We start from the raw sequence: 12,430 nt of genomic DNA, 5'->3' as shown, positions 1-12,430 counted from the left end.
CTTTCACTACTCGCTTTTTTTATTACTAGTTCTCGATACAAATTTTTCATTCTTCAAAATTTACTCGAACTGACAGTAAAAAAGAGCTTAAACAAATCGTTTCAAATGCATAGCATTCAACGACTCAATAAAATAGAAAATCGGAGTTAATCAGGGCTAAACTTGTTTGCAAATTTAATTAAAGCTTAATTTTTTCTTTTAAATCAATTATCATTTTGTCCTTTACACCTAAATAACGTCTACTTCCTAAATATCTATTCTTATTAAAACCATCATAATTGGCTTCGTTTTCATCCATAGAACTCAAATGCACATTTCCTGCAGAATGAATAAATTCCATTTTGTCATTTCCTAACCAAATACCAACATGAGTTACTCGTTGTTTTTTATTAGCAGTTGCTTTTTTACCAAAAAACATCAAATCACCTTTTTCTAAATCAGAAAAATCAAGGTTTTTGTCTACCGTTTTTCCTGCATTAATTTGTTGAGAAGCATCTCTAGGAATAATAAAACCATTCATTAAATACACAGTTTTTGTAAAACCACTACAATCCATTCCTTTGCTAGAGGTTCCACCCCATAGATAAGGAAAACCTGTCATTGTTTTTGCAACATTCTCTAAGCTTTCTTTTGTAGGGTTTAAATTATATAACCAAGAATCATAATATGTAACCTCATTAGTTTTAACATAACCTTTTCTTTTGTCAGGAAATTCTACCTCAAAAAATCCAGATTTAATTCCATTAAATTTTAAAATTCCTCCTAAAGTAATGTCAGAAACAATTTCAGAATTTTCACTCATATCCTTATATACATATCCAAAATTCTTATTGTAAATTATCTTTTTTTCTCCAAACCATCTATCTCTATCTGCTTTGTTAACTCTTATTATTCCTCCTCTATCTACCCAAGAAATATATTTGTCTGGAGTTTGTACTCTATAAAAATCACCTTTTTTATCTAAGACTCTTAAAGTCATTCCTAGCAAACCCTGTGTACCTAATTCTGCAGAGTGTTTAGGTTTAGAGCGAATGTTAATTACAGAGTTTTTAGCAATAGCATAACTTAAATTACCAACTGCAGAATCTGGCAATACTCTTACTTTATTTTGGTAAATTACTTTTCTTTTATTTAAACTATCTAAAAGAATTGTAAAAGCTTCAGCAGAAGTAGTTTCTCCTTCTAAAATATATGTGTTGTTTAATGCATTTAGTTGAATATCAAATAATTCAACTCGTTTGTCTGGAGCGTATTCTTTTTTAATTTCAGAATAAATAGCATTAAAATCTTTAAAAGATTTTTCACCTTCACTACAAGAAAGTAAAATGAATATGAATGCAAAAGGAATGAATTTTATTATTTTCATTGAGTGTATTTTTAGCTAAAGTACAAAAAATCAAAACTCAAAAATTGAATTCTCAATGGGATTGTTTTATATTTGGAATAAATCATTTTTAATAGATGCAATATCAAAATTCGTTGGCATTTGCTCAACAACAAGATAAAGAAGATCAATTAGCTAAATATAGAAATCAATTTCTAATTCCAAAAGATAAAAACGGAAACGATTGGTTGTATTTTACAGGTAATTCTTTAGGGTTACAGCCAAAATCAACCAAAGAATATATCAATCAAGAATTAGAAGATTGGGCAAATTTAGGAGTAGAAGGTCATTTTGAAGCGAAAACTCCATGGTTACATTATCATGAATCGTTAAACAAAAAAATGGCTAAAATTGTTGGAGCAAAACCAATAGAAGTAGGAGTAATGAATACTTTAACAACCAATTTGCATTTGTTAATGGTGTCTTTTTACAGGCCTACAAAAACCAAATATAAAATTGTTATTGAAAGTGATGCTTTTCCTTCAGATAGATATGCTGTAGAATCTCAACTTAAATTTCATGGTTTTTCTAAAGATGATGTAATAGAATGGAAACCAAGAAAAGGAGAAGAACTTTTAAGAATTGAAGATTTAGAAACTATTGTAGATAAGCAAGGAGAAGAAATAGCTTTACTTCTTATTGGAGGATTAAATTATTACACAGGTCAGTATTTAGATTTAAAACGGATTGCAGAAATTGGTCACTCAAAAAAATGTGTTGTAGGTATAGATTTAGCTCATGGAGCAGGAAATATTCAACCAAATTTACACGATTCTAATATAGATTTTGCTGCTTGGTGTACATATAAATATTTAAATTCAGGACCAGGAAGTTTATCTGCCATATTTGTACATGAAAAACATGCAAAAAATAAAGATTTACCACGTTTTGCAGGTTGGTGGAACCATAATAAAGAAACACGTTTTAATATGCGAATGCCTTTTGATGTTATGGATGGAGCAGAAGGTTGGCAATTATCAAATCCGCCAATTTTATCAATGGCAGCTATAAAAGCCTCTTTAGAAATGTTTGATGAAGTTGGAATGGAAGTTTTAAGAGAAAAATCAGAAAAACTTACAGGTTATTTCGAGTTTTTAATACAAGAAATAGGGTCTGATGATATTAAAATTATTACACCTAAAAATCCAAAAGAAAGAGGTTGTCAATTATCTATTCAGGTAAAAAATGCTGATAAAAGTTTGCATAAAAAACTAACAGAAAATCATATAATTACAGATTGGAGAGAACCAGATGTAATTCGTTGTGCACCAACTCCACTTTATAATACTTTTGAAGATGTATATAGAATGGTTTCAATTTTAAAAGATTTATTGTAGTTGAGTGTTTTTTATAAAATTATAAGAGGAAAAGAAGTTAAACAAAAAATCCTGATACAAGTTTGGGGAGTATATGAATAAACAAGATAAAATTTTAATAATAGGATCAGGTTTATGTGGTTCATTATTAGCTTTAAGATTGGCGCAAAGAGGTTATAAAGTAGAGGTGTTTGAAAGTAGACCAGATCTTAGAAAAGTTGATATTTCTGCAGGTAGAAGTATAAATTTAGCTTTGTCAGACAGAGGTTTTAAAGCTTTACGTTTATGTGGCGTTGATGAGTTGGCTAGAGAAATATCTATACCAATGTATGGCAGAATGATTCATGATAGAAAAGGAAATACTTATTCTTCTAGTTATTCTGGAAGAGAAAAAGAATATATCAATTCTATTTCTAGAGGAGATTTAAATGGAGTGTTGTTAACAGAATTAGAGAAGCATAAAAATGTTAAAATTCATTTTAATACAAAATGCAAAAGAGTAGATTTAGATCATACTACAGCTTATTTAAAAAATTATATAACTAATAAAGAATTTCCAATTAAAGCAGCAATAATTTTAGGAGCAGATGGAGCAGGTTCTTCTCTTAGAAAAAGTTATTATTTAGAAAAGAAATTTTTGTTTAGTCTTTCTCAAAATTATTTAAATCATGGATATAAAGAGTTAGAAATTCCTGCAGATAAAAACGGAAATCATCAAATAAGTAAACAGCATTTACATATTTGGCCTCGTGGAGATTTTATGTTAATTGCGTTGCCAAATTTAGATGGTAGTTTTACAGTTACTCTCTTTTTAAGTTATAATGAAGGCGAATTTAATTTCGAAAACTTAACGTCAGAAACAAAAATCACTCAATTTTTTGAGCAAGAATTTCCAGATGCTTTAAAAATAATTCCAAATATTAAAGAAGAGTTTTTAAACAATCCTACAGGAGTTCTAGGAACTGTAAAATGCACTCCTTGGTCTTATTTAAATAAAACGTTGTTAATGGGTGATGCTGCACATGCAATTGTTCCTTTTTACGGACAAGGTATGAATGCTTCTTTTGAAGATGTTACTGTATTTGATGAAATTCTTAGTCAATTTGAAAATAATGCCGAAAATTTAGATTGGAAAACTGTTTTTAAAACCTATCAAAAAGCAAGAAAAAAAGACACAGATGCTATTGCAGATTTAGCAATTGATAATTTTTCTGAAATGAGAGATCATGTTGCAAACCCAATATTTAAAGCAAAAAGAAAATTAGAAATGAGTTTAGAAAAAGAGTTTCCAAATAAATATTTTTCAAAATATTCTATGGTTACTTTTAATGAAAATATAGGGTATTTTGAAGCTCTAAAAAAAGGAAGAGCACAAGACAAAGCCCTTTTAAACTTACTAGCTAAAAATGATTTAAAAGATCTTAAAAATTTAAAAACTGTATTAACTAAAGTAGTAGAAAAAACCAACCAAATTTTACTAGAAGATAAAATTGCTGGATTGTAAATGAATAAATACATCATATTATTAAGAGGAATCAATGTCTCTGGAAAAAACAAAATTCCTATGGCAGATTTACGAGATTTATTAAAAAATCTAGCATTTCAAAATATACAAACCTACATACAGAGTGGAAATATTATTTTAGAATCTGAAAAAAGTAAAAGTGAAGTTTGTAAACTTATAAAAGATGGAATAAAAACCAAGTTTGGTTTTGAGGTACCTGTAATTGTAAAAACTGTTTCAGAATTTAAAAAGGCAATTAAAAAATATCCATTTTCTACAGACAATCCTAAAATTGTGGCTTTTGTTTTTTTAAATAGTAAAACGTCTAAAACACAGATTGAAATTAAAAATATAGGAGAAGACAAATATAAAATTGATGATGATATTGTGTATTTAATTTGTCCTTCAGGATTTGGGAAAACAAAAATTACCAACAATGTTTTAGAAAAGAAATTAGAGGTTATTGCAACAACCAGAAACTATAAAACTACAATTAAATTATTAGCATTAGCAACAGAATAATAGAATGACGTATACAATTATTGGGGCAGGAATTGGAGGTCTAACTACAGCTTTGGCTTTTGAAAAGAAAGGAATTCCTTATCAAATTTTTGAAAAAGCTGCTACTTTAAATGAAGTAGGAGCAGGTATTTGGTTAGCGCCAAATGCCTTACAAGTATTAGAAAACTTAGATGTTTTAAAAGAAGTTTCTGAAAGTGGGAATAGTATTCATAAAATAACAATTGGAAAATCAGATTTATCTCCTATTTCAGAAAGTAATCAAGATTTTGTAAAAGATATTTTTGGCTATAGTACAATATCTATTCATAGAGCTGCATTGCAAAAAATATTGTTTTCTAAAATTCCTAAAGAAAAAGTATTTTTAAATAAAGGTTTTCAATCTTTTAAAGAATTGACATCAAAAAAAATAGAAATTACCTTTGATGATGCAACCAAAACTGAAACCGATTTTTTAATAGCTGCAGACGGAATAAACTCTAAAGTTAGAAAACAGTTATTTCCAGAAAGTAGTAAAAGATATTCTGGACAGACTTGTTGGAGAGGTGTTACAACTTTTTCTTTAGCTAAAAAATATTTACATCATGGTTTTGAACTTTGGGGAAATACAACTCGTTTTGGAATTTCAAAAATATCTAATGATAAAGTTTATTGGTTTGCAGTAACTCTTTCTGAAGCAAATGGTAAAGATAAACCAGGTTTGGTAAAAGAAAAGTTGTTAAAAATGTTTGCTAAATATCATTCTTTAGTTACAAATTTAATAGTTTCTACAGATGAAAATAATATTATTAGAAATGATATTTACGATTTAAATCCCTTAAAAAAATGGCATAAAAATAATGTTTGTTTAATTGGTGATGCAGGTCATGCTACAACACCAAATATGGGACAAGGAGGTGCACAAGCTATAGAAGATGCTCATTTTTTAAGTAATTTAATTGCCAGTAATCCAAAAGAAAATGTGTTTAAATTGTTTCAGAAACAAAGACAACAAAAAGTAGATATGGTTGTAAATCAATCTTGGACTACAGGTAAAATGGCACATTGGAAATATGGTAGAGGTTTTAGAAACTTTATGATAAAAATTATACCTAAAAGTATAATTAATAAAAAAATGATTGCATTATATACGCTTGAAAAATAATATAGATGAATAAAGAAATAAAAGAAAAAATAATTGCAGTTTGTGACGAAAAAATCGCCAAAAAAGGAGACAGTGTTGGTTTGTCTTTTTATGCTTTTTTTAAAAATAAAAATGATAATCCTAGTTTGTTAATGGAGGTTGCAACATGGTGGATTGAAACACACAAATTAGATCATTTTGAGAAAGCTGTTAAGATTAAGAAAATGATTTTAAAAGAATAAAAAGTTTAAATTTATAACGGATTTTGCGTTAGGGATTGAAACGACATCCTTTTTTGTTTGTTTGAGTGAATTTGTGAAGAATGAACAATTTTGTATCGAGAACAAGAAAAAAAGATATAGTGAAAAGCCCGACCTTTAGGGAACGCCCAAAAAAAAATAGCATGAGTAAATTAGTACAGCCTTTAAATTTTAAAAAGTGGATTGATGAACATAGACATTTATTAAAACCACCAGTTGGTAATAAGTGTGTGTGGGATAATGGAGAGTATATTGTAATGGTTGTTGGTGGGCCAAATAACAGAAAAGATTATCATTACAATGAAACGCCTGAGTTTTTCTATCAGGTTGAAGGTGATATGGTTTTAAAAATTATTGACGATAATGGCAAACCTGTTGATGTAGAAATTAATGAAGGAGATATTTATTTACTACCAGCAAAAGTGCCACATTCTCCTCAAAGAAAAGCTAATACAGTTGGTTTGGTTATAGAATATCCTCGTAAAAAGAAGATGAAAGATGCTTTGTCTTGGTATTGTGAAAATTGTGGAAATATGTTGTACAAAAAGAAGTTTAAGTTAGAGAATATTGAAGTAGATTTACCAATAATTTTTGATAAGTTTTACTCTGACAAAGAAAAATGTACTTGTAACAAATGTGGAACTGTAATGGAAGCTCCAGAGAAAATAAAATAGTTTACAGTATCAGTTTTTAGTAGAATTTAACTAGAAACTGAAACTGTTTGTTAATTATTAACCTTGGCATTGTTTTAAAACTCCTTGAGCTCTTTGTAACAAAAATTTAGGATAAAATTCAATATCTATTTTTTCTGTTTTACTTAACTCTATGGCACGTTCAATTTCTGCACAATAAGGTTTTGTAGATTTACCAAAAAATTTAGCAGAACCCATATTCCATTCAGCATTTCCTAAAATTACTCTTGGGTTGTATGGTGCTATTTGTAAAGCTTTTGCATATAATTGCGTATTAACTCCACCTAATGTCATTCCGTATTTTTGACCATCAAAAGCAATATAACCTAAGTTTAAAAAAGCTTGCGTAATAATAATTTCTGGATTGTTTTCTGAGTTTGATTTTGCCAAATCTAAAAATGCTTGTGCTTTGTTTAATTTAGCAGTTAATACAGCTTCATCTTTAATTCCAAAACTCCCCATAATTTCTATGGTAGCTGCATAAAAAGGAGGTAACCATTCTTTTGGTTCTGCTTTAGAAATTCTTTCAAATAATTGAGAAGATTCAGCCATTTTTCCTTGACCCCATAAATCAAATGCTTTTTGCATTCCTTTTTGGTATTTTGTTTGCGCAGAAATCCCTGTCGCAATGAAAATTGCGATAATAAAAATAATTTTTTTCATGATGTAAATGTGTTTAAGTTGTTTTAATTTGATATTTAATAATAATGTATGCTACAACAATATTTGGCACCCAACATAACCATGATATTAGTTTGTATGCTGGTAAAAAACCTCCCATAATAGGTGTTAAGATTGGTAAATAAATTCTTAAAGTTACAGCAGCAAAACAAATGGCATAACTATAAATCATTAATTTTTGATGTTGTATAATGTTTCCCTTTTTTATAGTTGTAAAAGCAAAAAATGTTGTTAAAAACCAAGCTAAAGCCATTGTCATAAAACCCGATTTTGCAATTATACCTCCAGTTGCAAAGTAGCCAATGTATAAACCAGACAAAGCACTTAATAAAACAGCAATAACATATGTTTTTCCAACTTTTTTATGAAGATTTATGTTTTTTAATCTTAGTTTTTTATTGAATTGTAACCATCCTATTAGTAAAGCTATTCCTCCTAAAACTATATGTGTATAGAACATTGTATTCCATAAAGTGCTACTTAAAAGTTCTGCAGATTTACTAGCTAATAAACCAAATTGTCTATTAGGAACTATGAAATATATTATAGGGTATAAGCCTATTAAAACTCCACAGATTGCTAATAAATAATAGGATGCTTTTTTTAAGATCATTTTATTTTACGTTTATAATTAATGTTAAATCTTTAGTAACTTTAAATTTAGCATCTTTAAATTTTGGAGGTCCCATAAAACCAGTTGCATCATTAGACATACCTGTTGGTTCTTTTGGAATTCCTAAAAAGTTAGTATCCATTTTTTTATTGTCATTAGTATCATGAAAAGCAGAAACTGCATAAATACCTTCTGGTATATCTTTTAAAGTTACAGTTGCTTTTTTATTCTCAACTTTTACAATAGTACCTTTAATTGGTTTTTTTAAAAAACTATCTTCTTTGTTATAAACTGCTACATATAAGTTTCCTTTATCAGAATTCATGCCTTGAAACTTTAAAGTAACTGTATGTTTTTCTTGGGCAGTTGTAACCAAACCACTAAAAATAAATGCTGCTATTAAAAATAAATTTTTCATAATTTTTGTTTTTGATGATTCAAATATCTGATGTTTATTTCAGAAATTAATAAGAACCTTACTGAATTGTTGATTTTAGATTCTGAGTTGTATTTTTTTATAAATTATCTAATTGATTTGATTTTTTATCATCACTCAATGTCCAGAAAAACCCTACAAAGAAGAAACTATCTGCACTTGGTACAATTGCTTGTCTATCAAAATTTCCATTCATATCTGGAGTGTTTTTGTAATTATAACCGAACACGTTTTTAGTGCCTAAAGCGTTATTTACAGAAAAGTACAATATTTTTTGTTGATCTATTAAATATGCCCAATTTAAACTAACAGAGTTGTAATTTTTTGTTTTGTTGTTTAAAAAACCAGGTTCATTTGGGTTGGTATAATTTCTACCAGAAGCAAAACTGTAACTAAAACCAACTTGACTTTTCCATTTTTCTATCCAATGTTTACTAACTAGTGAGATATTGTGTTTTGCTGCAAAGTTTGGTGTTGCTGAGGTTGTATAGTTTCTGTAATCTCTTTTAGTGTCTAAAAATGAGTAAGATACCCAGTAATCTGTGTTTTTAATTTTACCATTTTGCCTCCAAAAAACGTCTAACCCTTTTGCATATCCACTTCCGTTATTATTAAAAGTGCTATTAAAAGTTGGTAAATTATCATCAAATTTTACCAAGTCTTTGTAATCTTTATAATAGGCTTCAATTCTAAATATTTGACCAGGTTTTGTTGTTTGATAGTTTGCAATTAAATGCGATGTATTTTCTGATTTAAAATCTGTATTAAACTTTAAATAATCACTTTTTGGGTTTTGATAAAACTGACCATAAGCAAAAGAAAATTGAGAGTTTTTTCCAGATTTATATGAAATCGAAGCTCTTGGAGATAATGTAAATTCATCTAATAAGCTAGTATTTTCTGCTCTTACTCCAACTTTTGCAGCTAAGTTTTTAGAAAAGAAAATATCAGTTTCTAAAAATGAAGCGAATATATTATTGTTAAATCCGTAATCAAATTTATTTGCATTTATAGGTGTGTAACTTTCATTAAAATCACTAATAAAATATTCTGAACCAAAATTTAATTTAAATCTATCAGAAAAACGTTTTTTCAATTTGAATTTAATATGAGCAGAATTCTGATTACTATTTATTTTGTCGTCAAAAATCTTTAAATCAGAATTGTCATTTGTAAAGCTAATTCCTGTTTCATATTTCCAGTTATTCCCAAATTTATTTTTGTAAGAAGCGTTAAAATATAAGTTTCTATTTTGCATTGCAAATCTAAAACCATCTTCGTAATTAATATCTTCTTGTACTACATCAAAATCTGTATAACTGTATGCTCCATACAATTTAAGTAAAGATTCGTCTTTAAATTCGTGCCTAAAAACCATTTCACCATTTAAAGTTTGAAAAGGTTTGTTCCAAGAATTTCTATCTGGAAAAGCTTCTAAATAAGGGGCTAGATTTATATAAGATGTATTGATGCTAAATGAGTTTTTATCCCAAATTTGTGTATTTCCAACACCTAAACCAACAGTCATAAAAGATAAATCTGTTTTTTCTTGTACAGGTTTGTCTATTGTATTTAATAATAAAACACTAGAAAGAGCTTGACCATATTCTGCAGAATAACCACCAGTAGAAAATGAAATTCCTTTAAATAAAAATGGAGAATATCTACCTCTTGATGGTATGTTGTTTGTAGAGGGTGTAAAGGGCGTAAAAACTCTTACTCCGTCTATAAAAATTTGTGTTTCTTCTGCTTCACCACCTCTTACAAATAAGCGTCCATCTTCTGCTACAGTTGTAGTACCTGGTAAGGTTTGTAAAGCGCCAACAAAATCGCCTAAAGCACTTGCAGTTGTTACAACATCTAAAGGTTTTAAAACAGTAACTTTTGCTTTCTCTCCTGCTTCAAAAGTACCAGCGTTTATTACAACTGCATCTAAAGAATTTACATCATCTCTAAGTTTTACTTTTAAATTTTTAAGTGATGTTACTTCAGCAGTTTTAATATAAGTTTCAAAAGAAATAAATGATATTACTAAAGTTTGTTTTCCTTTTTCTGAAGTTGAAAAAGAAAATTCTCCTTGGTCATTGGTTGAAGTTCCATCATAAGTTCCATCTAAATAAACATTGGCTCCGTTTATAGGATTGTTTTTAGAATCGGTTACTTTACCAGAAATTGTAGTTTGTGCAATTAATGAAAATTGGCAAATTGCAAATAATATAAATAGTATTCGTTTCATCAGTATTGGTTTTTTGATGATACAAAGATGTGGTGCTATTTGTTATTAAAATAAAAACAAATACCGAGTTGTAATTTTTAAATGATGAATTGTAAAATAGATTTATTGAACGTTAAAACGCAAAACTGTTTTTAATTTTTCTGGCGCTACTTTTCTAAAATCTGATAAATAAATTTCTCTGTGAACTTTAGAAACCCTTTCTAATCCTTGGTTTTTGGTGAATTCTTCCATAATTTTAAAAGAGACAGGTTCATTGTCATAAGAACCAATATGTAGCATTTGCACACAATTTCCTTCAGTAACTTTTTCGAACTTAACTTTATCAAATAACGGGTTTGGTTTCTTTAGTCTTACTTTTTCTATAGCTTCTAAAACGTATTCTTTGGTTACAAAATTGGGTTGACGAATCATTAATGTAAAAATCAAATCATCTTTATTTAGTTTTGTGTTTTCTGTATAGTTCTTTTTTGCTTCATCACTAATATCCCAAACACCTTCTAAAGGGTACACAGTATAATCGTAATAATTTTCTAAAACAGGATTTTTTTTCAATCCCATTTTTATTCCATAACAAATAGGATATAAAGCACCAATATAATCTGCGAATTCAGGATTGTTTGGATTTCCTTTACCAGAAATTGTCAAAAAATTGAATTCAGGAATTGTTATTAGTTCTGGTTTAACTTTAGGAATGTAAAGTTGTTTTTCTTTTTTTCTCCACTCGTGTTTCATCAGAAATAATTTATAATATTGGAATACATAAATCTACAATAAACTTATTTTCTGGATGTTCTGCTGCATTGTTATAATAGATTTCAAAAGGATCAACTTCCGATTTTTTATATCCATTTTCAATCATAAAAGCAAATGAAGATTCCCATGCTTGTTGAAACTCATAAGGAGCAATTTCTAATCTAGAAACAATACATTTTGTAGGACTTAAAATTCTTAAATTTACTTCTCCATCAAGATCAATAGGGTCATTTAGAACAATACAAGCACTCATTCTTAAATTATTTGGGTCTGTAATTTTAGGACTGTCATGATAAATAGTTACCATTCTTGTTTGCTCATTAATCAAACCTTTTGGAGTAGCCCATTTTACCAATTTATTATAAATACTACCAATGGCTTCTATTTTTCCTTTATGTGCAATGTAGGCTAAATCTAACCTTGGTGTTTTTTTAATTTCTGGATTTGTTTTCATTTTTAACCAATTTAAAGCGTCATTTACATTGCAAATATATTGCTCAAAAGTTACACTTACTTTTCCAATCTTGCTTTCTGTTTTGCTAATCTTGCTATATTTATCTGGACTTTCTTCTTTGAATTTGTTGGGTGAAATTCCGTAAAATTTCTTAAACGATTTTGAAAATGCAGACAAATTATTAAAACCTACAGCTTCTGCAATTTGAGTAATATTTTTTTCTTTTTGATGTAATAAATAAGCAGCCGATTTTTCTATTCTTTTTCTATTGATAAAATTATGAACTGTTTCGCCTATTACCAATTTGAATAATCTATGAAAATGAAATGGAGAAAAATGAGCTTTTTCAGCAATAATTTCTAATGATAATTTTTCTGATAAATTTCCTTCAATAAAAGTTATTGCAGTGTTTAAACGAGCAATGTTTTCTTTTGCAATTTTAGAAGGAATCATTTTTTA

At 28.3% G+C, this 12,430-nt stretch carries 13 protein-coding genes; 6 read left to right on the top strand and 7 right to left on the bottom strand.

Going from position 1 to position 12,430, the window contains the following annotated elements; all coding sequences use genetic code 11:
* Positions 1-178 precede the first annotated feature (178 nt).
* Positions 179-1,366 (bottom strand): C40 family peptidase, encoded by a 1,188-nt coding sequence (locus MPF13_RS13210; protein ID WP_249983233.1) that lies wholly within the window; start codon positions 1,364-1,366, stop codon positions 179-181.
* Positions 1,367-1,461: 95 nt separating this feature from the next.
* On the opposite strand from MPF13_RS13210, the gene kynU reads away from it, so the two are divergent.
* The 6 genes from kynU (at position 1,462) to MPF13_RS13180 (ending at position 6,780) form a co-directional block, all read left to right on the top strand.
* The gene (gene kynU / locus MPF13_RS13205) at positions 1,462-2,721 is read left to right on the top strand and encodes a kynureninase (protein WP_249983232.1); all 1,260 of its coding nucleotides are present in this window, start codon (positions 1,462-1,464) and stop codon (positions 2,719-2,721) included.
* 73 nt (positions 2,722-2,794) lie between these two features.
* The gene (locus MPF13_RS13200) at positions 2,795-4,204 is read left to right on the top strand and encodes an FAD-dependent oxidoreductase (protein WP_249983231.1); all 1,410 of its coding nucleotides are present in this window, start codon (positions 2,795-2,797) and stop codon (positions 4,202-4,204) included.
* On the top strand, positions 4,205-4,726 hold the full coding sequence (locus tag MPF13_RS13195) for a DUF1697 domain-containing protein (RefSeq protein WP_249983230.1): 522 nt from the start codon (positions 4,205-4,207) through the stop codon (positions 4,724-4,726).
* A gap of 4 nt (positions 4,727-4,730) precedes the next feature.
* Positions 4,731-5,867 carry an FAD-dependent monooxygenase gene (locus tag MPF13_RS13190; protein ID WP_249983229.1) on the top strand — a complete coding sequence of 379 codons (1,137 nt, stop codon included), beginning with the start codon at positions 4,731-4,733 and terminating at the stop codon, positions 5,865-5,867.
* Between the two features lie 5 nt (positions 5,868-5,872).
* Complete coding sequence (locus tag MPF13_RS13185; protein ID WP_249983228.1) at positions 5,873-6,088, top strand: DUF6500 family protein; 216 nt, start codon at positions 5,873-5,875, stop codon at positions 6,086-6,088.
* Between the two features lie 161 nt (positions 6,089-6,249).
* Positions 6,250-6,780 (top strand): 3-hydroxyanthranilate 3,4-dioxygenase, encoded by a 531-nt coding sequence (locus MPF13_RS13180; RefSeq protein ID WP_249983227.1) that lies wholly within the window; start codon positions 6,250-6,252, stop codon positions 6,778-6,780.
* Positions 6,781-6,837: 57 nt separating this feature from the next.
* On the opposite strand, the gene MPF13_RS13175 is transcribed toward MPF13_RS13180, so the two are convergent.
* The 6 genes from MPF13_RS13175 to MPF13_RS13150 form a co-directional block, all read right to left on the bottom strand.
* Positions 6,838-7,461 (bottom strand): hypothetical protein, encoded by a 624-nt coding sequence (locus MPF13_RS13175; RefSeq protein WP_249983226.1) that lies wholly within the window; start codon positions 7,459-7,461, stop codon positions 6,838-6,840.
* 13 nt (positions 7,462-7,474) lie between these two features.
* Positions 7,475-8,092: a DUF2306 domain-containing protein gene (locus tag MPF13_RS13170; RefSeq protein WP_249983225.1), complete on the bottom strand. Its 618-nt coding sequence runs from the start codon at positions 8,090-8,092 to the stop codon at positions 7,475-7,477.
* A gap of 1 nt (position 8,093) precedes the next feature.
* Positions 8,094-8,510, bottom strand: coding sequence for a DUF2141 domain-containing protein (locus tag MPF13_RS13165; protein WP_249983224.1), 417 nt, complete (start codon positions 8,508-8,510; stop codon positions 8,094-8,096).
* Positions 8,511-8,607: 97 nt separating this feature from the next.
* Entirely contained in the window at positions 8,608-10,764 is a 2,157-nt protein-coding gene (locus MPF13_RS13160) for a TonB-dependent receptor (protein ID WP_249983223.1), read from the bottom strand.
* A gap of 102 nt (positions 10,765-10,866) precedes the next feature.
* Entirely contained in the window at positions 10,867-11,496 is a 630-nt protein-coding gene (locus MPF13_RS13155) for a GyrI-like domain-containing protein (protein WP_249983222.1), read from the bottom strand.
* A 10-nt stretch (positions 11,497-11,506) separates the two neighbouring features.
* Positions 11,507-12,424, bottom strand: coding sequence for an AraC family transcriptional regulator (locus MPF13_RS13150; RefSeq protein ID WP_249983221.1), 918 nt, complete (start codon positions 12,422-12,424; stop codon positions 11,507-11,509).
* Positions 12,425-12,430: the final 6 nt, after the last annotated feature.

The sequence above is a fragment of the Polaribacter sp. Z022 genome, assembly GCF_023555495.1.
GTDB lineage: Bacteria > Bacteroidota > Bacteroidia > Flavobacteriales > Flavobacteriaceae > Polaribacter.
The sequence above is the reverse complement of the archived record's forward strand: the minus strand, read 5'-3'. Positions and strand labels throughout refer to the sequence as shown.